We start from the raw sequence: 22,639 nt of genomic DNA, 5'->3' as shown, positions 1-22,639 counted from the left end.
ACTGGTGAAGACGTCAGACATCTCCACTAAGCCCGGGGGTCCTCCCTTCGACAACCGGAACTGGCACCAACCTCTTGGCCGGGTACACCTAGGCCGAGCTCGGCGACCTCGGTCGGGTCGTCGACCTGGCCGAGGTAGTGGTGCGCCTCCGGGTCCGAGTCGTCGTACCACGAGAGCACGAACCGGACGTGGGTCTCGGCGTGCGGCCGGAGCGAGACCTTGACCGCGGTGCGGCTCGACTCCCCGATCGGCGTGCCGTCCGCCTCACCCGTCTCGAAGAAGTCGTCGCCCGACCCCGCGGTGACGAGTGCGGCGTCGTCGTCGGCGTCCGCGAGGACGGCCCAGGAGTCCGACGCGAACCCCTTGCCCTCGACGACCTCCGCGCCGGCCACTGCCGGGTCGTCCCAATGGAGGGCGATCGACGCCGTGGCGTCGTCGTCGCGCGTGTTCGCCAGGGTCACGTCGTAGAACGCGTACGGCATGCTCATGGCGTCGAGGTCGTCGGACGCCATCGGCGAGAACGCGGTCATGGTGACCGCGACGCCCTGAGCGGTGCCGAAGTCGACGCGGTGCTCGGGCCAGATCGCGTCGTCGAGGTACCGGCCGTCGATCTCCGGCGCGGTGAGACGACGCGAGGCCGCGACGCCGTCGGACGTCGCGGTGACGAGCTCGAAGGCGGAGTCGCCCCGACGGGTGTAGTCCGTCTGGTCCGCGGGCGGGCGCGTCGTCGCGGCGAAGGTGCCCGTCTTGGCGTCGAACTTGACCGCGCCGGCGCCGAAGCCACCTAGCGGCGCACCCGTCGTGCCGTCCACCCGGTCGGGCGTCGTGGACAGCGTGCCGGCAGCGGGTGTGTCCGTCGCCGCCGTGTCCGCCGTCGCCGGTACGGGGCAGGAGACGCCCACCACGGCGATTCCCAACGCTACGGACAGCACGGCTCTACCAGGCCGTATGGCCATCGTGTTCCTCCAGCTCTGCAGGGACGGGCGACATCGCCCGACGCGCCGCAACTGCGCGGCGAGTTAGTTGTTCGGTTGAACTTAATGAATGTCGGGTGCTCGTGGCAAGTAGTCGGCCCGCACTGCTTGGTCCGCAGCGAGCGGAGGACGCACCGCTCGGTATCCGGGCACGATGAGGCATGGCCCGCGTGCTGCACGTCGTCCGGTCCGTCGTCGCGCCGATCACCCGCACGCGCGCGTTCCGCGCGGTGGCGCCCATGATCCTGCCGCCCGTGGAGCGCGGGCTGGCACGGCTCACGCGCGGCCGCTTCCAGCTCTCCGCCGTGCTGGTGCCCTCGTTGGTGCTGCACACCACCGGTGCCCGGTCGGGCGAGCCGCGCGACACCTACCTCATGTACACACCGGTAGGCAGGGGGAGGCTCGTGGTCGCGGGCACGTCGTTCGCCCGCGACCGGCACCCCGCGTGGACGTACAACCTGCTCGCGCACCCGGACGCCGCCGTCAGCATCCGCGGCCGGCGGTACGACGTCCGCGCCGCGCCCGTCACCGACGACGGCGAGCGGGACGCGCTGTGGTCGCGCATCGAGGCGCAGTGGCCCGGCTACCGCGCGTACGAGCGCGAGTCCGGCCGGGTGGTGCGGCTGTTCGTGCTCGAGCGGGCGGCCTGACACCACCGCCTCCGGCGCGTCGTCACGCAGGCAGGAGCCCTTCCTCGGTGAGCCGGGCGAGCTGCGCCGGGTCCCCGAACGCCGACCCGATCGCCACCGCACGGCACCCGGCGTCCAGGAACTCCCGGGCGTTGGAGGAGTCCATGCCGCCCGTGGCGACCAGCCGGACCTCGGGGAAGGGGGCCAGCTGCGCCCGGACCCACCCCGCGCCCAGCTCGGAGGCGGGGAACGCCTTCAGCCAGGTCAGGCCGAGCTTGAGGCCGGCGTCGATGTCGCTGGCCGTCGCGACGCCCGGGAGGTGGGGCACCCCGAGCTCCGCGGACAGGCGCACGATCTGCGGGTCCAGGCCCGGCGCGACGGTGAACTGCGCACCCTCGGCCGCGGCCCGGCGGAGCTGGTCGGGGAACCGCACCGTGCCCGCCCCCACGACCCGGCCGCGCGCACGGCCCGCCTCGACCGCGGCCGCGAGGGCGGCGAAGCCCTCGTCCCGCTGCACGGGGACCTCGACCGCCGTGACGCCGGCGTCCCACGCCGCGTGGCACAGCTCCACTGTCTGTCCGGGGGACTTGCCGCGGAAGATCCCCATCACCGTGACGTCGGCGAACAGCTGGTCGAAGAGCCGGTCGAAGAGCTCTGCCTGGGTCATGCGCGTTCCTCCAGCGCGAGGTGGTGATCGATCTCGTCCCGGGTGGGGACCTCAGGGCAGTCGCCGACGATCTGGACCGCGAGCGACGCGATCAGATGGCCCAGGCGCAGCGACCGCTCGGTCGACAGGCCGCGCAGCCACCCGCTCAGCCAGCCGGCGGCGAACGCGTCCCCGGCGCCGACCGTCTCCACGACCGGGACCCGGAGCGCGTCGGCCCACGACGTCCCGTCCGGCCCGAACGTCGTCGCGCCGAGCGCGCCGTCCTTCACGACGAGGAACTCCGGCTCGGGCAGCAGCGCGCGGACGTCCTGCGCGGTGTCCGTGCCCCACAGGGTCTCGGCCTCGTCGCGACCGACGAAGACGATGTCGGCCTGCCGGGCGAGGGCCTCGAGCTCGGGCGCCGCCCGGTCCACCGGCCAGAGCCCCGGCCGGTAGTTCACGTCGAAGGAGACCGCCGCGGTGCCGAGGGCACGTGCGCCCACGATCGCGTGCGCCAGCTCCCGGCAGGTCGGGCTCAGGGCGGGGGTCGTCCCGCTGAGGTGGACGACGCGTGCCCCCGCGGCGGCGGCCGGGTCCACGCTCGCCGTGGTCATGCGCGACGCCGCCGAGCCGCGGCGGTAGTAGTAGACCCGCGTCGTGTCGCCCTGCGGGTCCTTCGCGTAGACGCCGGTGGGTGCGGAGGCGTCCGTCGTGACGTGGGAGACGTCGACGCCGGCCTCGCCGAGCTCGTCGGTGATCAGGCGGCCGAAGGGGTCGGCGCCGACGGCGCTGACCCAGCGCGCGCGGTGTCCGAGCCGCGCCAGGGAGACGGCGACGTTCGACTCCGCACCGCCGACGCGCAGCACGAGCCGCGAGCCGGCGGTGATCGGCGCCGCGTCCTCGGGGACGAGCATGGTCATGCTCTCCCCGAGGCACACCACCTCGGGACGGGGCTCAGGCACCGGCGGCTCCTCCGTCGGCGGGTCCTCCGTCGGCGAAGAGGGCGTTGCACTCTTGCTGGAGGGCGCGCTCACGCCACATCGGGTGGTGCGGGGCGGCGTTGGAGCACACGATCGAGCCCCAGGCGCCGATGTCGTGCGCCTTGCGCGCGGCGGCCCGGCAGACCTCCGCGCCGACCGGCCCCTCTTCGTACCAGGTGTTCAGCGGGGTGTAGCCGACCCACCCCTCGCCGAACACCAGGGGCACGCCGCGCCGCGCGCTGAAGTCGTGCGCGACGTCGAGCCAGGTGTCGAGCTTGAGACGCATGGCCTGGTGGTGCTCCTGATGGTGCTCGTAGAGGTATCGGTCCCAGGCGTCAGCATCGCACCAGTCGTGGACGTAGATCTCGGGCTTGCCGACGATCGTGGCGTCCTTGCGCCACATGTCCTCCCGCGGGGGCTGCCACTCCTCGTACCCGGGCGCGCCCGGTCGCAGGAACGGACGCGCCCGCTCGGTGGTGAACCGGTCCTCGTCGCGCAGCGCGAGGTGCTCGGCGAGCTCGCCCAGCACCCCGTAGAGGTAGGGGTGGAAGACGGCGACGTCGATGGTGTCGGGGATGCCGCGCATCGCGTCGACGGGCACCCGCGCGTAGTTCACCGTCACCGGCACGTGCGGGAGGCGCTCGTGGAACGCGTCCAGACCGGCGGCGAGCCGGTCGCGCAGCGGGACGACGGCGTCGCCGCCCTCCGGCTCGAGCCCGTCGGTGAGCATCCCGTACTGGACCTCGTTGTGGAGCTCGACGAACGCGACGCGGTCGGCCAGGCCCCGCGCGTCGAGGTGCTCGTACAGGTCGGCCTGGGCGTGCGCGATGGCGACGGCACGTTCCTCGGGCGGCACGCCCGTCAGCGCGTCGTACCAGGTGCGGTCGCCGTAGAACGAGGAGCTCTGCTGGTACTCCCAGCTCGACACGATCACGAAGACGTCGTGCCGCTGCGCCGCCTCGAACAGCGCCACGAGGTGGTGGCGCGCGTCGAGGGTGGTCCGGTGCTTGACGTCGTACCACCGGGTCCCCTGGGCGTACTCGCCGCCCAGGGGCCCGAAGGAGGCTGCCGTCGTGTCGAGTCCCGACCCGAACAGCAGGTACGGCATGGCGCAGATGCGGATGGTGTTGTAGCCGCGCTCGACCGCCTGCTCGAAGGCCCTGTCGAGGTCTTCGAACGGCTCGCCGGGGCCGGTGCGCGTGTACCAGGTGAAGTCCCAGAGGGTGATCTTCAGCTTCTCCGGCACGTGGGCGGGGATCGGGACGGGCTGGTAGGTCACGACAATCCTGTTCGTCGGAGGTGCGGGTGTTCGGGGGGAGGGCCCGCCGCCTCAGCTCTTGACGGCGCCGGCCGCCAGGCCGTCGATGAGCTGCTTGCGGAGGGCGATGAAGACGATGACGCTCGGGATGGCGGCGAGGATCGAGCCGGCCAGGACGATGTCGTACTGCCGCCCCTCGGCGCCGAAGATGGACTGCAGACCGAGCGGCAGCGTGTACATGTCGGGGTCGCTCACGATGATCAGCGGCCACAGGAAGTTGTTGTAGGTCCCGAGGAAGCTCCACACGGCGAGCGCGCCGAGAGCGGGCCGCAGCAGCGGGACGACGACCTTCCGGAAGATGGTGAACTCGCTCGCACCGTCGATCCGGGCGGCGTCGAGGATCTCGTCCGGGATCGACTGCTCGCAGAACTGGCGCATCATGAAGATGCCGAACGCTGGTGCCACCCAGGGGACGATGAGCGCGAACCACGGGGTGGCGAGCCCGGTCTTCGCGAGCATGACGAACAGCGGGATGATGATGACCGCGAACGGGATCGCCATCGAGCTGAACATGATGTCGAACAGCAGGCGCTGGCCGCGGAATCGGTACTTCGCGAACCCGAAGCCGGCCAGGGAGCAGACGAAGACCGTGATGGCGGTCGACACCACCGCGATGACCGTGCTGACGACGAACCAGCTGACGAACGGGTACTTCTCGAACAGCGCGACGTAGTTGCCGATCGTCGGGTCGGCGGGGACCAGCCTCGGCGGGTAGGCGAAGAGGTCGCTGCGCTGCTTGAACGAGGAGAACAGCGCCCAGATCAGCGGGAAGAGCCAGAAGAGCGCGGCCAGGGTCAGGCCCGCGAAGATCCAGGGGCGCGGCCTGCCGCGCTCGGAGTCCGCGAAGCGTGCGGAGCGGCGGCGCGAGGACGAGGGGCTCGGGACGGCCGACTCCGGAGCCGGTGCGTGGAGGGTGGTGGTCATCGTGCCTTTCCGATCCCGAGCGACGTGTACATGGCGCGGCCGACGACGAAGACGAGGAGGAACATGACCACCCCGGCGGCGGACGCGTAGCCGAACTCCTGTCGTTGGAAGCCTGCGCGGTAGATGAACTGCGCGATCGAGATGGTCGACTCGCCGGGCCCGCCCTGGGTGAGCAGGAACGGCTCCTCGAAGATCTGGGCGGTGCTCACGATCGCGGTGACCGCGATGAACGTCGCGATCGGTCGCAGCTGCGGGAGCGTCACGCTCCAGAACGAACGCCAGACCCCTGCCCCGTCGAGGGCGGCCGCCTCGTAGAGCTCGCGGGGGACGTTCTGCAGCCCGGCCAGGAAGAAGATCGTGAGATAGCCGGTCCAGCGCCACAGGACGAGGATGACGACCACGAGCTTCGCCCAGCCGGGACTGGTGAGCCAGTCAATGCCGGGGAAGCCGAACATCGCGCGCAGCAGGGAGTTGACCAGCCCGTACTGCTGGTCGAAGAACAGCCCGAACACGAGCGCCACGACGATCGGCGAGACGACGACGGGCAGGAAGAAGGAGGCGCGGAACGCGTCCCGCAGCCGCAGCCCGCGGGCGTTCATAGCCGTGGCCAGCGCGAGCGACAGCGGCAGCACGATCAGCATCGTGAACAGCATGTACAGGCCCGTGTTGCCCAGCGCGGTCCAGAAGCTGGGGTCGCGCACGAGCTCGGCGTAGTTCCGGAAGCCCACCATGACGGGGGTGCCGAGCCCGGCCCACTCGGTGAAGCTCAGGAAGATCCCGAAGCCGATCGGGACGAGCATGAAGAGGGCGTAGAGGATGAAGAAGGGCGAGATGAAGAGGTACGGGGCGCGGCTCGTCGCCGAGCTGCGCACCCCGCCTTCCCGCACCGTCACCGACGGGGACGAGGTGTCCCGAGGTGCAGTGAGGACTGCGTCGTCACTCATGGTGATCCTTTCGCGTTCCTGGGCTCAGACGGCCTGGCGGGTCTGCTGCTTGTACGCCGTGGTCGTCGCCTTGATCGCCTCGGCTGCGGTCATCCGCCCGCCGTAGACGGCGAGCAACGGCGCGCCCATCGCCGTCGAGAGCTGCTGCATCGTCTCCGACTGGTAGAAGGCCGGGACGTCCTTGGCCGCCTCGCGGTAGACGTCGAAGACCCGCTGGCCGCCCAGGAACTCGTCCCGGATCTCGGTGAAGTCCGGGTCGTCGTAGAGGGCGGTCAGTGTGGGGAGATAGCCGCCGGTCTGGTACCGCAGCAGCTGACCTTCCTTGGTCAGGTAGGTGCGCCGCAGCAGGTCGATCGCCGCGTCCTTGCGCGGGCTGTCGATGCCCACCGCGAAGCCGGTGCCGCCGAGGTTGCTCGCGACGTGCCCCCCGCCGCTGAACCGCGGGATCGTCCGCATCCGCCACAGCCCCGCCTGGTCGGGCGCGTTCGCCTGCAGGCCGTAGAGGTTGTACCAGCACGGCATGACGGTCGCGATGAGGTTGCCCGACTTGATCGCCGACGCCGCCGCTGCGCCGTACGGGTCGCCGAGGACCAGCAGCGCCCTGCTCTCGACGCCCTTGCGGATGAACTCGAGGACCTCCGCGGACTCGTCGGTGTCGATGGTGAGCTCGCCGGCGTCGTCGAACGGCGACCCGCCGCGCTGCAGCAGGTACTGCAGGTAGCTGTTGAAGATCGAGGTGTTGTCACCGTTCGACACCATCCCGATCGCCTGACCGGTCTTCTCGAAGGCCCTCGCGCCCGCCTCGAGGTAGTCGTCCCAGGTCTCCATGCCCGCGTCGATCCCGAGCCTGTCGAACTCGTCCTGGCGGTAGTAGAAGACCGAGATCGACGCGTCGGACTCCAGCGCGTAGAGCTTGCCGTCGCGCGAGTACGGGTCGGTGCGGAGCACCTCGTCGTCGATCCCGTCGAGCAGGCCGCTCAGGTCGGCGAAGAGGTTCTCCGCCATCTGGTTCTTCATCACCCGCGGGAACTCGCTGATGATGATGCCGAGCAGGTCCGGCCCCTCCCGCCCGGCGATCGCCTGCGTGATCGTGCGTGACACCAGGTCGGCGCCGTTCGCGGAGACCGGCGCGATCGTCGGGGCGAAGGCCGAGCCGCGCATGAGGGCGGCGTCCGCCGCCGCGCCCTGGAACGTCGTGACGTAGCTCGGGTCGTGCGTCCACACCTGCAGGTCGACGGCGCCCGAGGTGACCGGCGCGACCGACCGCACGCTGCAGCCCGCCATCGCCGCTACGCCGGCCGTGCCCAGACCGGCCAGGAACGTGCGCCTCGAGAGCGGTGTCCCGCGACCTCGCCGGGAGCGTCCGACTGCGTTGTCTGACTCCGTGTTCATGGTTCCTCTCAGGGGGTCGAGACCCGGTGGGCATCACATCGACGTGCTCCACACACCGCGTCCTGCGGCCACGCGGGCGCTGGCTGGCCCTCGTCCGCATGATGGCACAGACTCCGGAATAATTGTTAAATTATCAAAACATGTCTCCGCCGGGTAGGGTGGACGCACTGCACCAACGTCTGGGTGCGGAGACCGAGGAGAGCGCGTGTCTAGCTACAACGGCCGTGGACTGCACGGGCAGGTCGTCGACGTCGTCGGCCGGCGGATCGTCCAGGGTGACTATCCCCAGGGGGTCACCCTCGACCTGGAGAACCTCCAGTCCGAGCACGGCGTGAGCCTCACCGTCATCCGCGAGTCGCTGAAGGTGCTCGCCGCCAAGGGGCTCGTCGACGCCCGCCAGCGTCGTGGCACCTTCGTCCAGCCGCGCAGCAGCTGGAACCTCCTGGACCCCGACATCCTCACCTGGGAGATCACCTCGGCGAACTTGCCCGCCAAGCTCGACCAGCTCGCCGAGATCCGGGCGATCTTCGAGCCGGCGTCGGCCGCCCTCGCCGCGGCGCGGTGCGACGAGCACGACGTGGCCGCGATCCGCGCGGCGTACGCCGCGATGGAGTCCGCCGAGGATCCGGCCGACGCCACCCAGGCGGACCTGGACTTCCACCGCGCCGTGCTCGCGGCCACCCGGAACGACCTGCTCGAGCGGGTCGAGATGCTGACCCGGTCCCTGTTCGCCGAGCGTGACCGCCTGGTGCACCAGCACGTGGACCCCGGCAAGGCCCTCGACCTGCACCGCGCGCTCCTCGACGCGATCGTCGCGGGAGACCCCGCGGCCGCCCGGAGCGCGTCCGAGCTGCTCCTCGGCCGCGCCCTGGCCGACGCCGCCACCACGATCGAGCACTCCTCGCCGGGCGACGCCGCCGCAGGCTCCGCCCCCCGCACCCAGAAGGCCAGCTGACTGTGAAGATCATCCGGATCGAGACCTTCCTCGTCGCCCCGCGCTGGCTGTTCTGCCGGGTCGAGACCGACAGCGGCATCGTCGGCTGGGGCGAACCCGTCCTCGAGGGGCGCGCGCGGACCGTGCGGACCGCCGTCGAGGAGCTGGCCCCCCTCCTGATCGGGCGCGACCCCCTCCGGGTCGAGGACCTGTGGCAGGTCATGACGAAGGCGACCTTCTACCGGGGCGGCGGGATCCTGTCGAGCGCCGTCGCCGGCATCGACCAGGCGCTGTGGGACATCGCGGGCAAGGCCCGGGGCGTCCCGGTCCACGAGCTCTTCGGCGGCCCGGTCCGCGACCGGGTGCGCTTCTACTCGTGGGTCGGCGGGGACGAACCCGCCGAGATCGCCGATCACGTGTCGGCACAGATCGAGGCCGGCGCGAGCGCCGTCAAGATGAACGCGATCGGCCGCAAGCGCGCGATCGCGACCAACGCGGAGCTGGACGCGGTCCTCGCCCGGGCCGAGGAGGCACGCTCCGTGCTCGGCCCCGACCGCGACTTCGCCCTGGACTTCCACGGCCGGATGTCCGTGATCGACTCCCGGCGGCTCCTGCCCCGCCTGGCCCCGCTCGCGCCGATGTTCGTCGAGGAGCCGGTGGTCCCCGAGCTGACCCACCTGCTGCCCCAGCTCACCGAGCTCGGCGTCCCGATCGCGACCGGGGAGCGGCTCTACGGGCGGCACGAGTTCCTGCCGGCGCTCACCGCCGGGATCTCCGTGGCCCAGCCCGACATCTCGCACGCCGGCGGCATCTCGGAGGTGCGCCGGATCGCGTCCATGGCGGACGTCTGGGGAGCGCAGCTCGCCCCGCACTGCCCGCTGGGACCGATCGCGCTGGCCTCGAGCCTGCAGGTGGCGTTCAGCACGTCCAACTTCCTCATCCAGGAGATCAGCGCCGGGATCCACTACAACACCGGCGCCGACCTGCTCGACTACCTCGTCGACACCTCGGTCTTCCAGCCGGTCGACGGCTGCATCGCCCGGCTCACGGGGCCGGGCCTGGGGATCGAGATCGACGAGGCCGCCGTCCGCGCGGCGGACAAGGCCGGCTTCGACTGGGCGGGCCCGGTGTGGCGGGACGACGACGGCGCCTTCACCGAGTGGTGACGGCTCGAGCACGAGAGGCTCTGCGTTGAGCGACGACCTCCTGCCCCTCGACGGGCGAGTCGCGGTGATCACCGGCTGCGCGAGCGGCATCGGAGCCGCGACGGCACGACGCCTGTCCGAGCACGGCGCCCCCGTCTTCCTCGTCGACCGCTCCCCGGCGGTGCTGGACCTGCGCGACGAGCTCCGACCGCACGGTCCCGTCGCGGCCGCCGTCATGGACGTCTCCGACGAACGGGCCTGGGCGGCGGCGGCCCAGACCTGCCGGGAGACGCTCGGCCGGCCGCAGATCCTGGTGAGCAACGCCTACACGGTCGAGGTCGCGTCGCTCCAGGACACGTCGCTCGCGAGCTGGGAGCGTCAGCTGCAGGTGAACCTCACCGGTGCGTACCTCGCCGTCCGCACCCTCGTCGACGACCTGACCGGCTCCGGGTCCGGTGCCGCGGTGCTGGTGTCCTCGGTCCACGCGCACTTCGGGCTGCCCGGGCGGGCCGCGTACGCCTCGACCAAGGCGGGGCTCACCGGCCTGGCTCGCCAGCTCGCCGCGGAGTTCGGCCCGGCCCTGCGCGTCAACTCCGTCCTGCCCGGGCCGGTGCTCACCGCCGCCTGGGACGGGATCGACGACGAGGCGCGCGCGGCGTCCGCCGCCGCGACGGCCCTCGGCCGGCTCGGGGCTCCCGGTGAGGTCGCCGACGCCATCGCGTACCTCTGCTCGGACGCCGCGTCGTTCGTCACCGGCGCGGAGCTGCCCGTCGACGGCGGCTGGAGCATCACCAAGGACTCCGCATGACAGCCGCACCGGACACGCCCTGGCGGCCACTCGGCCCCCGGCCGCACGAGCTCGGCGAAGGCCTCCGGCGCGACGGCGGGACCCTGCGATGGGTCGACCTGCTGCGCGGGGAGCTGTACGCCTGGGACACCCGGGGTACCGCTCCGGCGGCCGTGACCCACCGCCTCGACCGACCGACCGGCGTGGTCGAACGCGCCGAGGACGGGACCCTCGTCGGCGCGGTGGGCACCGGCGTCGCCCAGGTCCACCCGGACGGCACGCACACCGTCCTGGCCGACACGGGGCTGGACCCTGCCCGCCACCGCGTGAACGACGGCGCGCTGGCACCCGACGGCTCGTTCTGGTTCGGGACCATGGTGCACGACGGCTCCGCTCCCGACGGCGCCGTGTGGCGATGGCACCCGACGACCGGGGCGGTCACCCCGGTGCTCCAGGACATCGACGTCCCGAACGGGCCGACGTTCCTGCCCGACGCCGAGACGGTCCTCGTCGCCGACAGCGCCGCGGGACGCATCCTGCGCGCGCGGGTCGGGTCCCCCGAGCAGGTCGAGGACTTCGTCGTCGTGGAGGGCGGCTCGCCGGACGGGATGCACGTCGACCACCGGGGGCGGGTCTGGAGCGCCGTCTGGGGAGCCGCCCGCGTCGACGTGTACGGAACCGACGGAGCCCGGCTGGGGGCCGTCCGCCTCCCGGTACGCCAGCCGACGAGCGTCGTCCTCACCCGCGAGCCCGACCCGCTCGTCGTCGTGACGAGCGCGACGCTCGGGCTCGGCGACCCGGGTCACCTCGACGGGCACACGATTGCTGCGCGGCTGTCCCGGCTGCGCACCGAGCCCTGACGCGCCCGCGCGGCGCCGCACCTCACCGGAGCCCTGCATGTCCCACGTGATCCACGGCGCCGAGGACTCGCCCGTGCCTGAGGGCCCGCCGGCCGACTTCGCCGGCCAACGGGTGTGCGTCGTCCCCAGGCCGCGGGTCGAGGCGGCCCTGCGCCAGCCGGCGACGCGGCAGCTCACCGTGGTGGACGCCGGGTACTACCCGCACGCCGCCGGCCACCGGCGTCGGCGGGACAGGGGCTCGCGGGACGTGGTGGTGATCGTGTGCGTCGCCGGGCGCGGGACGCTCGAGATCGACGGGTCGAGCTACGCCGTCGGCCCGTCGAGCTACGCCGTCCTGCCCGCCTTCGTCCCTCACGCCTACGCCTCGTCGACGGACGCGCCCTGGACGATCTGGTGGGTGCACCTGCGGGGCGCCGAGATCGGTGACCTCACGCGCATGCTGATGCCGGAGGGCAGGCCCGTGGCCCGCATCCGGTCGGCGGACCGGGCGGTCGCCCTGTTCGACGAGCTCCTGAGCCTGCTCGAACGACGGCTCTCGCCCGCGCACCTGCTGGCCGCGTCCGGGGTGGCGTGGCAGCTGCTGACCCGGCTCGCGGCGGACAGTGCGCTGCCGAGCGAGGACTCGCCGCTCGAGAAGGCCATGCACTACCTCGAGGCCCGGGTCGACGGGAACATCCGGGTCGGTGAGCTCGCCGCTCTGGTGTCCCTGTCGCCGTCGCACCTGACGACGCTCTTCCGCCGCGCGACCGGCGCCGGGCCGGGCGCCTTTCACACCGGCCTGAAGATGGCCCGCGCGCGCACGCTCCTGGACACGACGACGCTGCCGGTCGCCGACGTCGCCGGCGAGGTGGGCTACGCCGATCCGCTCTACTTCTCCCGGCACTTCCGGCGCCACCACGGGGTCAGCCCCACCGCCTACCGCGCGCAGGCGAAGGGCTGACCCCGTCGGCGTCACCCCGGTGTCAGCGCAGGGACAGCGTCCGCACGCTGCGGAGGGTCGCCTCGTGCACCTCGAGCACGGGCATGGCGGAGTCCGGACGCACGCGCGGGTCGACGTAGACCCCGGACTCGGGCGACCAGGCGAACGCGCGCAGCCAGAGCCCGCGGGTACGGATCAGGTCGCGGTACGGGGTGAGGTCGACCTCGAGGTCCCGGCCGTACCAGAACTGGTCGGCGACGAGGAGGTCGCCCGCCTGGACGCGGATCGCGTCACCGGTCCAGTCGAGGGTCAGCATGAGCCGTTCGGCCTCGTCGAACAGCGCGTCGGGCACCGCGACCTCGACCGGTGCGAGCGCGTCGAAGTCCGCGTCGTCGGGCGCGGAGAAGCGACCCGAGCTGCCGCCGGTGCGCACGGGGGCCACCGCGGCGAGGTCGAACACCGGCGGGTCGACACGACGGACCACGTCGGACCCCGGCACCACGTAGGTCGTGAAGACCGAACCCTCCGCCGCCCGGGGCCCGAGGTCGCCCGCCTCGCGGAGCGGGGGGTGGACCGCGAGCACCGCGTCCCGCTCCGGGACCTCGAGGCGCAGGCCGTCGTCGTCGAACCAGCCGCTGCCCGACCAGAGCACGACGCTCTCGCGCCCGTCGATCGTGCCCTGCCACACCGAGTCCGCCAGCGCCGGGTCGAGGAACACGAAGGTCGTCCCGGCGACCGCCACCTCGCAGCCGAGCCCAGGGGCCGCGGTCGGGACGGCGACGACGACGTCGCCGTCGACCGTGACGTCCGCGCCGCTCACGTCGCCGGGGTCGATGCCCTCGAGCTGGAGCTCCACCCCCACGCCGTCGGTCGCGGCGAACAGCACCACCGGGCCGCGCTCCGTGTCGAGCCGCGTGATCGGCTGGGCGGTGACCGTGACGGCCGGGACCGTCCCGAGGCGCTGTCGCAGCGGCCAAGCCGCGAAGGCCCCCGAGCGGAGGACGAACGGCTCGCGCGGCACCGTGACGGTGCTCCCCGCGAGGGCGCCGGTCAGCTCCACGTCGAACTGCACGCCGTCGACGTCGGGCAGGGCCGCCACGGCGGGCTGGTGGTTGTTGACGAACAGGTACCCGCGTTCGCCGTCGCTGCGCACCGCCCACCGGACGGGGTCGTCCGTGGCGGGCGGCAGGACGGTCGGGTAGGTCGCCAGGTCCCGCCCGAAGGCGTCGAGGAAGAGGTGCTGTCGCCGCAGCTGGTGGAAGTGGGGGCGCTCGGCACCCTCGGCGCCCAGCGGCGCGAAGAAGTCGTAGTTGCGCACGGGCAGGTCGTTCGGGTACCCGGTCTGCTGCGACTCCTGCGTGGTCGAGCGGTCACCGATGACCTGCGTCGCCCCGTGGTAGAGGTAGTAGCCCTGCCATGCCGAGCCGCTGCCGAGCTTGGTCAGCGCCAGGGCTGCGACGTCGTCGGAGTCGACGAGGGGCCGGCGGTGATAGGCGACCTGCATCCCCCCGCCGAGCTCGCAGGTGGCGAACGGCCAGGGGTCGTCCGCGCCCAGCGTCGCGGCCGTGTCGACGTCCGCCGGTGCGTCCCGCAGGTCGGCCCCGACCGAGAGGTCGTCGCGCACGGTGTTGAACGTGAAGTGCATGATCCCGAAGTCCGGCCACACCGTCGTGGACTCGTCCCAGAACCCGTCGGAGTAGCCGGCGTACACCGGCAGCAGCCGCCGCGGCGGGAGCTGGGCGCCGCCCCAGCCCGTCGCGACCCAGAGCGTCGCCCTGATGCCGACCTCCTCCGCGACGTCGCGCAGGGTGCCGAGGTGGTCGGGCTGGTCGTACAGCTCGTTGTCGACCTGGACGCCGATGATCGGCCCGCCCGGGTTCTCCTCGTCGTGGAACAGCCCGCGGACCTGCTCCTCGACCGCCGTGTACCAGCCGCGCACGAGGGCGAGGTAGGCCGGGTCGTCGGTGCGGTGCGCGACCGGCAGGGCCTGCAGCCAGTCCGGGAACCCGCCGTTGCGGGTCTCGCCGTGCGCCCACGGCCCGATGCGGATCACGACCTTCAGGCCGACCTCGTCGGCCAGCTCGACGAACCGGCGCAGGTCACGCTGCCCGTCCCAGCGCAGCTCGCCGCGGACCTCCTCATGGAGGATCCACAGCAGGTAGGTGGCGACGACGGTGATGCCGCCGGCTTTCATCTTCCGGAGCTCCCGCTCCCAGCGGTCGGGCAGGTCGCGGCTGAAGTGGTACTCACCCATGACCGGGAACCACGGCGTGCCGTCGCGCTCGACCCACCGTGAGGTCAGTCGGATGCCCTGCGGGGTGCCGGGCGCGTCGCCCATGTCCAGGGGAGCGGTCGTCACGGGCCGGGGTGGGTGGACGCGGAGACGACGCGGCGTGGGCGCCCCGTCCGTCGAGAGGGCCTGGGGGGAGTCGAGGTGCTGGGTCACGTCGTCGACGGTACGAACCCCGGCGCCCCGTGGACAGGCACAAGTGGCGCGAGAACATGGACGAATCGCTGTGGGCCGGGCCCTTAGTGTGAGGGTCATGGCCGACGCGAACGACCCGTACGAGCTCGTCCCCACCGCCCCCGACGTCGAGGCCTACGTGCGGCTGCGTCGCGACGCGGGCCTCAGCCCCAAGACGCCCGAGCAGGCGGGGTTCGCCGTCGCGAACAGCTGGGCGTTCGTGCACGTGCGCCACCGGCCGACCGGCGAGGCCGTCGCGATGGGGCGCGTGCTGGGCGACGGCGGGTGGTACTTCCACGTCGCCGACATGGCGACCCTGCCCGACCACCAGCGGCAGGGGCTGGGGCGGCGCGTGCTTCAGTGGCTGCTCGCCCAGATCGACGAGCGGGCGCCCGCCGACCCGTACGTCACCCTCATGGCGGACGCGCCGGGTCGTCCGCTGTACCGCAGCGTCGGGTTCGTCGAGTCGGCACCGCAGAGCCTCGGGATGGTCCTGGCCGACCGGCCCTGACGGGCCGGCCGGCGGCCGTCAGCGCCCGACCATGCTCATGCCGGCGTCGTTGTAGCGGTTGCCCCGCACCCCGACGCGGGCGGCGAGGGCGTCCAGGCCCGCCCGCTCGTCCGCCGACAGCGCGACGGCGGTGGCGGCCGCGTTCTCCTCGACCCGCTCGAGGCGGCGGGTGCCGGGGATCGGCACGACCCACGGCTGCTGGGCGAGCAGCCAGGCGAGCGCGACCTGGCCGGGCGTCGCGCCCTTCGCGTCGGCGAGCGCCCGGACGTGCTCGACCAGGGCGAGGTTCGCGGCCCGGTTCTCCGCGGTGAACCGGGGGATCGTGCGGCGGATGTCGCCCTCGGAAAACGACGTGCCGGGGTCCACCGTGCCCGTGAGGAACCCCTTGCCCAACGGGCTGAACGGCACGAACCCGATCCCGAGCTCGGCGAGGGCGGGCAGCACCTCGGCCTCCGGGTCGCGCGTCCACAGGGAGTACTCGCTCTGCACGGCCGTCACCGGGTGCACGGCGTGGGCGCGGCGGATCGTGGCGGCCGACGCCTCGGAGAGCCCCAGGTGGCGCACCTTGCCCTCGGCCACGAGCTCGCCGACCGTGCCGGCGACGTCCTCGATCGGCACGTCCGGGTCCACGCGGTGCTGGTAGAAGAGATCGATCCGGTCGGTGCGCAGCCGGCGCAGGGAGGCGTCGGCGACGCGGCGGATCTGCTCGGGCCGGCTGTCGAGACCGATGCTCCGGCCGTCGCGGATGTCCCAGCCGAACTTGGTGGCGATCACCACGTCGTCGCGGACGGGCGCCAGGGCCTCCCCGACGAGCTCCTCGTTGACGTACGGGCCGTACACCTCGGCGGTGTCGACGAACGTGATGCCCCGGTCGACGGCGCCGCGCAGGACGCCGATCATGTCGTCGCGGCTGCCCGGGTTCGGCCCGTAGCTCTGGGACATGCCCATGGCGCCGAGGCCGATCGCCGAGACGTCGAGGACCTGTCCGAGGGTGCGGGTGTGCATGTGCGGTCTCCTGCTGGTCGGTGGTCGGTGGTCGGTGGTCGGTGGTCGGTGGTCACCCTTCCGCGGCGGCGAGCCGGCCTGACGCGACGGCGTCGAGGAAGGCGGCGTAGTCGCGGTCGTTCTGGTCCGCGTAGTCGGCGGCGAAGTCCGCGACCGCCCGGTCGAAGACGTCCCCGCGGCCGAGGTAGGCGGCGAGGGCGACGCGGTCGCCGGAGCGGGCGTGGGCCCGCGCGAGCGCCTCGCCGCACAGCTGGGCGTAGGCGCGTGCGCCCGCGACGTCCATCACCTCGACGTCGACCCCGCCCTTCCAGTCGTAGAGCTGGCGGAGGTAGTAGTCGCGGACGACGCCGTCGACGCCGGTGACGCGCTGCCAGCCGAGGAACACGTCGCCCGCCGCCTGCATGAGCCGCTGCCCGCGCACCACCCGCTCGCCGTGGTTGTCGTACCGGCTCGGCGGCAGGAAGCGTTCCAGCACCGAGAGCTCCGCCTGCTTGGCCTGCAGCACGAGGGTGTCGGCCTCGTCGCGGCCGCGCAGCAGCACGACCCACGCGCGCGTGCCGACGCTGCCGACGCCGACGACCTTGCGCGCCATGTGCACGTAGGAGAACTCCGCCATCGGGTGGCGTTCCGGCTGGAGCGTCGACAGGTACGAGGCGATGAGGCCCCGCATCCAGTCCTCCGCGCGTTCCCGGTCGCGAGCGAGGGGCACGAGGTCCTCGACCGGGACGACGAGCGGCGGGCTGGCGGCGATCCGCGGCTCGCCGTCGACCACCTCCACGAGCTTGGCGGTGGCGCGCGTGCTGTCCTTCGTGCGGGCCTTGGCGAGGTCCGCCTCCATCCGCTCCACCTGCTTGCGGCCGACGCGCTTGGCGCGGTGCTCGGCCTCGACCCAGGCCACGAGGCGGTCCGCGTCGAGCCGGTCGTACCACCCCTCGAGAACGCCGGACCCGGCCAGCCGCAGCAGGCGCTCGCGGTAGGCCCGCACGACGGCGAGATCGAGGTCGCGGCGCTGGCCGGCGTCGAACCCGCGGTGCCGGCCCGCCACCTCGACGCTGGCGGCCAGCCGCTTCACGTCCCACTCCCACGGGCCGGGGAGGGTCTCGTCGAAGTCGTTGATGTCGAACACCATCGCCCGCTCGGGCGTGCCGAAGACGCCGAAGTTCGACAGGTGCGCGTCGCCGCAGACCTGGGTGACGATCCCCGACACGGGGGTGCGGGCCAGGTCGGTCGCCATGAGCAGCGCCGCGCCCCGGTAGAAGGTGAACGGCGACACCATCATCCGGCGGTGCCGGATCGGCAGGAGGTCAGCCTCCCGGGTCGCCTCCTGCTCCTCGAGCAGGGCGACCGGGTCGGGGCGGTCGGGCGGGGGCGTCCACCCCGCGTGGGACGACCTCGGGGTGCGGCGGCGGGCGGCGCGGCCGTGCTCGGCCCGGCGCTCGAAGTCGGTCGGCGGGGGCGGCGCGAGCTCCGCGGCCACGTCCTCACGGGTGCTCATGGGCCCACCTCCGATACCTCGTCCGATCGTCGGCCCCGCGGCGGGCCGTCGCACCCGGGAGGTCACGACCGGGCGCGGGGACGTCAGCGCGGCTCCACGCGCAGGGTGGTCGCCCTCGCGGTAGGTCCCCGGTCGGTCAGGACTCCTCCTCGGTGGGGGACGGCGTGACGTCGTCGAGCGCGCGCAGCGCGTTGAGCGTGCGTGGGTAGCCGACGACGGGCAACAGCTGGGTGACGACCGCGACCAGGGTGGCGCGATCGTTGCCGACATGGAGGTTCGCGCGCACATGACCGGCCACCTGCGGGTCGGCGCCGCCGAGCGCGACGAGCAGGGCCAGCGTGACCAGCTCTCGGGTGGGCACGTCGAGGCCGCCGCGCGTGTAGTGGTCGCCGAAGCAGTGGGCGGCCAGGGCCCGCTGGACGTGCTGCTCGTCGGCGGGGGCGTTCGCGTGCATGGCGTCGACCGCGTCGGCGCCGACGATCCGCTTCTGCACGGCCAGGCCGTCGTCGGCGCGCGTCGCGGGGGTCACGGTGGCCTGGCCGGGCAGGGGCAGCTCGACGTCGTGGTCGGCGAGCAGCTCGTTCGCCACGACGAGCGCGTCGACCGCGCGGCCGAGCCCCGCGTACGGCACGGCCTGGTACAGCACCTCCTTCAGCGCGACGGGCGTGACGCCGGCGGCGAGGGCGTCGTCGAGCTCGACCCGCAGGACGGCGGTGCCGCCCGTCGCGACGAGGGCCGCGACCCGGAGCAGCGCCCGCAGGCGCGGGTCGAGCGGGGCGTCCCGCTCGACGTCGTCGGCGAACCGGTCCGCGATCGCGACGAGCTCCGGGTCGGTGGCGGCGAGCGAGGTGGTGGTCAGGGGCACGGGTCAGGCCTCCGGGATCTCGCGACCGAACGTCTCGAGCGTGACGTCGGCGGGCTCGGGGCCGCCGCGCACGCCGGTGTCGAGGGCGTCGATCGCGGTGAGCTCGTCGCCGGTGAGCTCGAAGTCGAGCACGTCGAAGTTCTCGGCGATGCGGTGCGGGGTGACGGACTTGGGGATCGCCGAGCGGCCCTGCTGCAGGTGCCAGCGCAGCATGACCTGTGCGGCGGACTTCCCGTGCGCCTCGGCGACGCGCAGGATCGTCGGGTCCTGCAGCGTGCTGGTGTGCTCGCCGTCGCGGTAGAACGTGATGCCGCCGATGGGCGACCACGCCTGGGTGAGGATGCCGTGCTGCGCGTCGGCCGCGAGCACGTCGGGCTGGCGGAAGTACGGGTGCACCTCGATCTGGTTCACCGCCGGCACGACCGACGTCTCGGCCAGGAGCCGGTCCAGGTGGTCGGGCATGAAGTTGCTGACGCCGATGGCGCGGACCTTGCCGTCGGCGAGGAGCTGCTCCAGGGCCTTGTACGCCTCGATCGTGAGGTCGAACCGCGTCGGCAGCGGCTGGTGCAGGATCAGCAGGTCGATCGTGTCGACGCCGAGCTTGCCGGCGGACTTGTCGAACGCGTGCAGCGTCGCGTCGTAGCCGTAGTCGCTGATCCAGATCTTGGTCTCGAGGAAGACGTCGTCGCGCGGGACGCCGGAGCGGCGCAGCGCCTCGCCGACCTCGCGCTCGTTGCCGTACGCGGCGGCCGTGTCGACGTGCCGGTAGCCGACGCGCAGCGCCTCGACGGTCGCCGCGACCGTCTCGTCCGGCGGGGTCTGGAAGACGCCGTACCCGAGGGCGGGCATGGTGACGCCGTTGTTCAGGGTGAGGGTGGGGACGGGGTTCGTCATGTCCTCCACGCTACGAACGTGTCGCCGGGTGCGGGAGGTCCTGCTGGTACCCCGCTGGGTCCGCCCCCGCTGACCGAGGACACATGCCGGTGCGAACCCACGAGCCAGTTGCTGCGAAACCACGAGAATACTGGTGCGTATCCACGAGAAAGATGGTGCGTATCAACGGGGAGGCGTAGTCTCCGGGCATGACGAGCGTCTCCCGGAACGTCAAACCGATGGTGGTCGAGGCGCTGGGCGATACACGGATCGTCGTCGTCCAAGGCGCACGTCAGGTGGGGAAGACCACGCTCCTTCGCGAGATCGTGGCCGAGCGTGGGGGACGACTGGTCACCTTTGACGACGAGCTGACCCGTGCCGCCGCTCAGGCGGACCCAGTCGGGTTCCTCGACCAGCTGCCCGACGGGCTGCTGGCCATCGACGAGGTGCAGCGCGTCCCGGAGCTGGTCCTGGCGCTCAAGCTTGTCGTCGATCGCGACACCCGCCCGGGCCGTTTTCTCCTGACCGGGTCCGCCAACCTGCTTCGGTTGCCGGCGGTCGAGGACAGCCTCGCCGGCCGCGCTGAGTCCATCGAGCTGTACGGATTCAGCCAGGGTGAGCTCGCCGGGCGTCGAGAGCGCTTCGTCGACCGGATCCTCGACGGTGAGACGTTCCTCGGGCACGAGAGCGGGCTCCACCGGCCCGACTACCTTGAGCGGGCCGTCGCGGGGTCCTACCCGGAAGCGTTGGCGCGACCTGCAGGGCGTCGCCGCAGCCAGTGGCTGGAGAACTACCTCGCCCGCATCGTGGAGCGGGATGCGCCGGACGTCTCCAACCTGCGGCGTCTCGGTGAGCTGCCCGTGATCCTCCGGATCTTGGCTGCTCGCGACAGTGAGGAGCTGAACGTCGCCCGCATCGCGAGTGACACCGGTATCCCGGCGAGCACGCTCGTCCCACACCTCGAGCTGTTGGAGACGCTCTACCTCGTCCAGAGAGTTCCGGCGTGGTCCACCAATCTCTCGAAGAGGGTCGTGCTGCGCCCGAAGACTGCCCTCCTCGACACCGGGCTGGCGGCCCGCCTGTTGAACGTGTCCGCTCGGGGAGCCGCTCCCCAGGTCAACGGGGACGTCGCTGGACACCTGCTCGAGGGATTCGTCGCAGGCGAGCTGCGCCGTCAGCTGGGCTGGGCCGAGCAAGGGGCACGAATCAGTCACTACCGAGACCGGACCGGTGACGAGGTCGACCTGATCCTCGAGGCCGACGACGGCCGCGTCGCCGCAGTCGAGGTCAAAGCAGCGTCCTCGGTCGGGCTGCGCGACGCGAAGTGGCTGCTCAAGCTGCGCGACAGGCTGGGCGACCGATTCGTCGCCGGGGTAGTCCTGCACACCGGCGGGACGAGCGGGCCGTTCGGCGACCGGGTCAGCGCCGTGCCCATGGACGTGCTCTGGACGGCGTGACCGCATCACGTCCGGCGACGAGCGGGCTCACGCACCTGAGCTTCGGCGTGCGGAGGGGAGCACGAGCAGGACGGCGGCGACGAGCGCGGCCAGCAGCAGCACCGCGCCGGCGGTCATGGCCGCCGCGTACGTGCCGGTCAGCGCCAGCACCAGGCTCATGCCCAGCGCCCCGCCGAGCTGGTGCACGGAGTTCACGACGCCCGACGCGGCACCGGCCAGCGACGGCTCCACGCCGGCGATGCCGGACGCCGTCAGGGGACCGAACGCCAGCCCCTGGCCCGCGCCGATGAGCATCATCGGCAGCGCGATTCCGGCCGCGTACGACGTCCCGGCGTCGACCAGGCCGAGCCAGCCCGTGCCGACGACGGCGAACGCCAGGCCGGCGACGAGCAGCGCCGGGCCGCTCGTCCGGCGCTGCAGGCGCGGCACGGCGAGCGCGACGACGAAGTTCACCACCGTCATCGGGAAGTAGGCGACACCGGCGGCCAGCGCGGAGAACCCGCGGTCGTCCTGCAGGTACTGGCTGGTGAAGAGGAAGAACCCCATCATCGCGCCGATGAACAGCAGGCGGGCGAGGTAGGCGCCGGCGCGCTCCCGGCTCGCGAAGAGTGTCAGCGGCATGACGGGCTGTGCGGCCCGGCGCTCGACGGCGACCAGCGCACCCAGCAGCGCGACGCCGCCCGCGAGCGGGGCGAGCGTCCCGGCGTCCGCCCACCCTGCCTCGCCCGCGCGGACGAACCCGTAGACGAGCGCCGTCGGGCCGAGGGTCGCGAGCAGCGCGCCGGGGACGTCGAACCGGCCGGGGGTGCGGGGTGTCTCCGGCAGCACCCGGAGCCCGGCGACGAGCATGACGACGCCGATCGGGAGGTTGACGAGGAACCCGGCGCGCCAGGAGACGAGGTCGGCGAGCAGACCGCCGGCGACGAGGCCCACGCTCGCGCCGATGCCGGCGACCGCGCCGTAGGCGGAGGTCGCCCGCGTGCGGGCCGGGCCCTCGGGGAAGCTCGCGGTGAGCAGGGCCAGCGTGGACGGCGCGAGCACGGCGGCGCCGAGCCCCTGCACGGCGCGGGCACCGATCAGCCACCCGCCCGTCGGGGCCAGCCCGACCACGACGGACGCGAGGGAGAAGACGACGAGGCCGGTCACGAACATGCGCCGGCGGCCCAGGATGTCGCCGGCGCGGGCGCCGAGCAGCAGCAGGCCGCCGAACGTGAGCAGGTACGCGTCCTGCACCCAGGCGAGGCCGCCCGAGGTCAGGCCCAGCTCCGTGCGGATGTGGGGCAGGCCGGTGATGACGATCGAGTTGTCGAGGATCACCATGAAGTAGCCGACGAGGATGATCGCGAGGATCCCGCCGGCGCGCGCCGGCGCCGGGACGGGGACGGCGGCCCGGGTGGTGGGTGTCGCCGCGACGGGGGTGGTGGTCATGGCGACCAGTCGACGCCGGCCGGGCGCGGCGGGGGAGTCCCGGGCGTGCCCGGTAACGCCAGTACCTCCCGGGCCCGAGGGCTTCGACG

General features: G+C 72.7%; 21 protein-coding genes. 8 read left to right on the top strand and 13 right to left on the bottom strand.

Going from position 1 to position 22,639, the window contains the following annotated elements:
• Positions 1-26 precede the first annotated feature (26 nt).
• Positions 27-905, bottom strand: coding sequence for a GH116 family glycosyl-hydrolase (locus tag ABZ493_RS04350; RefSeq protein ID WP_430580952.1), 879 nt, complete (start codon positions 903-905; stop codon positions 27-29).
• A gap of 230 nt (positions 906-1,135) precedes the next feature.
• Here ABZ493_RS04350 and ABZ493_RS04345 point away from each other — a divergent pair, with 230 nt between their 5' ends.
• Complete coding sequence (locus ABZ493_RS04345) at positions 1,136-1,624, top strand: nitroreductase family deazaflavin-dependent oxidoreductase (RefSeq protein ID WP_430580951.1); 489 nt, start codon at positions 1,136-1,138, stop codon at positions 1,622-1,624.
• Positions 1,625-1,646: 22 nt separating this feature from the next.
• Here ABZ493_RS04345 and ABZ493_RS04340 read toward each other — a convergent pair whose 3' ends face one another.
• From ABZ493_RS04340 to ABZ493_RS04315, 6 genes are read right to left on the bottom strand one after another with little or no spacing between them, the layout of a single operon-like run.
• Complete coding sequence (locus tag ABZ493_RS04340) at positions 1,647-2,270, bottom strand: bifunctional 4-hydroxy-2-oxoglutarate aldolase/2-dehydro-3-deoxy-phosphogluconate aldolase (protein WP_430580950.1); 624 nt, start codon at positions 2,268-2,270, stop codon at positions 1,647-1,649.
• Positions 2,267-3,211: a sugar kinase gene (locus ABZ493_RS04335; protein WP_430580949.1), complete on the bottom strand. Its 945-nt coding sequence runs from the start codon at positions 3,209-3,211 to the stop codon at positions 2,267-2,269. The genes ABZ493_RS04340 and ABZ493_RS04335 overlap by 4 nt, the downstream gene beginning before the upstream one ends.
• Positions 3,204-4,508 (bottom strand): cellulase-like family protein, encoded by a 1,305-nt coding sequence (locus ABZ493_RS04330; protein WP_430580948.1) that lies wholly within the window; start codon positions 4,506-4,508, stop codon positions 3,204-3,206. The genes ABZ493_RS04335 and ABZ493_RS04330 overlap by 8 nt, the downstream gene beginning before the upstream one ends.
• A 51-nt stretch (positions 4,509-4,559) precedes the next feature.
• The gene (locus ABZ493_RS04325; RefSeq protein ID WP_430580947.1) at positions 4,560-5,471 is read right to left on the bottom strand and encodes a carbohydrate ABC transporter permease; all 912 of its coding nucleotides are present in this window, start codon (positions 5,469-5,471) and stop codon (positions 4,560-4,562) included.
• Complete coding sequence (locus tag ABZ493_RS04320) at positions 5,468-6,415, bottom strand: sugar ABC transporter permease (protein ID WP_430580946.1); 948 nt, start codon at positions 6,413-6,415, stop codon at positions 5,468-5,470. The genes ABZ493_RS04325 and ABZ493_RS04320 overlap by 4 nt, the downstream gene beginning before the upstream one ends.
• A 24-nt stretch (positions 6,416-6,439) precedes the next feature.
• Complete coding sequence (locus tag ABZ493_RS04315; protein WP_430580945.1) at positions 6,440-7,699, bottom strand: extracellular solute-binding protein; 1,260 nt, start codon at positions 7,697-7,699, stop codon at positions 6,440-6,442.
• Between the two features lie 313 nt (positions 7,700-8,012).
• Between ABZ493_RS04315 and ABZ493_RS04310 the strand changes: the two genes are divergently transcribed.
• From ABZ493_RS04310 to ABZ493_RS04290, 5 genes are read left to right on the top strand one after another with little or no spacing between them, the layout of a single operon-like run.
• Positions 8,013-8,762 (top strand): FCD domain-containing protein, encoded by a 750-nt coding sequence (locus tag ABZ493_RS04310; RefSeq protein WP_430580944.1) that lies wholly within the window; start codon positions 8,013-8,015, stop codon positions 8,760-8,762.
• 2 nt (positions 8,763-8,764) lie between these two features.
• On the top strand, positions 8,765-9,907 hold the full coding sequence (gene dgoD / locus ABZ493_RS04305; RefSeq protein WP_430580943.1) for a galactonate dehydratase: 1,143 nt from the start codon (positions 8,765-8,767) through the stop codon (positions 9,905-9,907).
• A 25-nt stretch (positions 9,908-9,932) separates the two neighbouring features.
• Entirely contained in the window at positions 9,933-10,694 is a 762-nt protein-coding gene (locus ABZ493_RS04300) for an SDR family oxidoreductase (protein WP_430580942.1), read from the top strand.
• On the top strand, positions 10,691-11,533 hold the full coding sequence (locus ABZ493_RS04295; RefSeq protein ID WP_430580941.1) for an SMP-30/gluconolactonase/LRE family protein: 843 nt from the start codon (positions 10,691-10,693) through the stop codon (positions 11,531-11,533). Before ABZ493_RS04300 ends, ABZ493_RS04295 begins: the two co-directional genes overlap by 4 nt.
• A 37-nt stretch (positions 11,534-11,570) precedes the next feature.
• Positions 11,571-12,473: an AraC family transcriptional regulator gene (locus ABZ493_RS04290; protein WP_430580940.1), complete on the top strand. Its 903-nt coding sequence runs from the start codon at positions 11,571-11,573 to the stop codon at positions 12,471-12,473.
• A gap of 22 nt (positions 12,474-12,495) precedes the next feature.
• Here the strand turns inward: ABZ493_RS04290 and ABZ493_RS04285 are convergent, their stop codons facing one another.
• Positions 12,496-14,898, bottom strand: a complete 2,403-nt coding sequence (locus tag ABZ493_RS04285; protein WP_430580939.1) for a beta-galactosidase — start codon at positions 14,896-14,898, stop codon at positions 12,496-12,498.
• Positions 14,899-14,995: 97 nt separating this feature from the next.
• Between ABZ493_RS04285 and ABZ493_RS04280 the strand changes: the two genes are divergently transcribed.
• Positions 14,996-15,427, top strand: a complete 432-nt coding sequence (locus tag ABZ493_RS04280) for a GNAT family N-acetyltransferase (RefSeq protein WP_430580938.1) — start codon at positions 14,996-14,998, stop codon at positions 15,425-15,427.
• A gap of 18 nt (positions 15,428-15,445) precedes the next feature.
• Here ABZ493_RS04280 and ABZ493_RS04275 read toward each other — a convergent pair whose 3' ends face one another.
• From ABZ493_RS04275 to ABZ493_RS04260, 4 genes are all read right to left on the bottom strand, one after another.
• The gene (locus tag ABZ493_RS04275; protein ID WP_430580937.1) at positions 15,446-16,432 is read right to left on the bottom strand and encodes an aldo/keto reductase; all 987 of its coding nucleotides are present in this window, start codon (positions 16,430-16,432) and stop codon (positions 15,446-15,448) included.
• Positions 16,433-16,484: 52 nt separating this feature from the next.
• A complete protein-coding gene (locus ABZ493_RS04270; RefSeq protein ID WP_430580936.1) occupies positions 16,485-17,927 on the bottom strand; it encodes a DUF2252 domain-containing protein in 1,443 nt (480 codons plus the stop codon).
• Positions 17,928-18,063: 136 nt separating this feature from the next.
• Entirely contained in the window at positions 18,064-18,792 is a 729-nt protein-coding gene (locus tag ABZ493_RS04265) for a carboxymuconolactone decarboxylase family protein (RefSeq protein ID WP_430580935.1), read from the bottom strand.
• Between the two features lie 3 nt (positions 18,793-18,795).
• Positions 18,796-19,686, bottom strand: coding sequence for an aldo/keto reductase (locus tag ABZ493_RS04260; RefSeq protein ID WP_430580934.1), 891 nt, complete (start codon positions 19,684-19,686; stop codon positions 18,796-18,798).
• Positions 19,687-19,874: 188 nt separating this feature from the next.
• On the opposite strand from ABZ493_RS04260, the gene ABZ493_RS04255 reads away from it, so the two are divergent.
• Positions 19,875-21,122, top strand: coding sequence for an ATP-binding protein (locus ABZ493_RS04255; RefSeq protein WP_430580933.1), 1,248 nt, complete (start codon positions 19,875-19,877; stop codon positions 21,120-21,122).
• A gap of 27 nt (positions 21,123-21,149) precedes the next feature.
• On the opposite strand, the gene ABZ493_RS04250 is transcribed toward ABZ493_RS04255, so the two are convergent.
• Positions 21,150-22,550 (bottom strand): MFS transporter, encoded by a 1,401-nt coding sequence (locus tag ABZ493_RS04250; protein ID WP_430580932.1) that lies wholly within the window; start codon positions 22,548-22,550, stop codon positions 21,150-21,152.
• Positions 22,551-22,639 lie beyond the last annotated feature (89 nt).

This window comes from Isoptericola sp. NPDC019482, from assembly GCF_040632295.1.
Lineage (GTDB): Bacteria > Actinomycetota > Actinomycetes > Actinomycetales > Cellulomonadaceae > Isoptericola.
Note: the sequence above shows the minus strand (reverse complement) of the source record. Positions and strands in the feature narration are given on the sequence as shown.

Coding starts and splice junctions, on each gene's coding strand:
- ABZ493_RS04345 (WP_430580951.1), top strand. CDS start 1,136: ATGGCCCGCGTGCTGCACGTCGTCCGGTCCGTCGTCGCGCCGATCACC.
- ABZ493_RS04340 (WP_430580950.1), bottom strand. CDS start 2,270: ATGACCCAGGCAGAGCTCTTCGACCGGCTCTTCGACCAGCTGTTCGCC.
- ABZ493_RS04325 (WP_430580947.1), bottom strand. CDS start 5,471: ATGACCACCACCCTCCACGCACCGGCTCCGGAGTCGGCCGTCCCGAGC.
- ABZ493_RS04320 (WP_430580946.1), bottom strand. CDS start 6,415: ATGAGTGACGACGCAGTCCTCACTGCACCTCGGGACACCTCGTCCCCG.
- ABZ493_RS04315 (WP_430580945.1), bottom strand. CDS start 7,699: ATGGCGGGCTGCAGCGTGCGGTCGGTCGCGCCGGTCACCTCGGGCGCC.
- ABZ493_RS04295 (WP_430580941.1), top strand. CDS start 10,691: ATGACAGCCGCACCGGACACGCCCTGGCGGCCACTCGGCCCCCGGCCG.
- ABZ493_RS04290 (WP_430580940.1), top strand. CDS start 11,571: ATGTCCCACGTGATCCACGGCGCCGAGGACTCGCCCGTGCCTGAGGGC.
- ABZ493_RS04280 (WP_430580938.1), top strand. CDS start 14,996: ATGGCCGACGCGAACGACCCGTACGAGCTCGTCCCCACCGCCCCCGAC.
- ABZ493_RS04275 (WP_430580937.1), bottom strand. CDS start 16,432: ATGCACACCCGCACCCTCGGACAGGTCCTCGACGTCTCGGCGATCGGC.
- ABZ493_RS04270 (WP_430580936.1), bottom strand. CDS start 17,927: ATGAGCACCCGTGAGGACGTGGCCGCGGAGCTCGCGCCGCCCCCGCCG.
- ABZ493_RS04260 (WP_430580934.1), bottom strand. CDS start 19,686: ATGACGAACCCCGTCCCCACCCTCACCCTGAACAACGGCGTCACCATG.
- ABZ493_RS04255 (WP_430580933.1), top strand. CDS start 19,875: ATGACGAGCGTCTCCCGGAACGTCAAACCGATGGTGGTCGAGGCGCTG.
- ABZ493_RS04250 (WP_430580932.1), bottom strand. CDS start 22,550: ATGACCACCACCCCCGTCGCGGCGACACCCACCACCCGGGCCGCCGTC.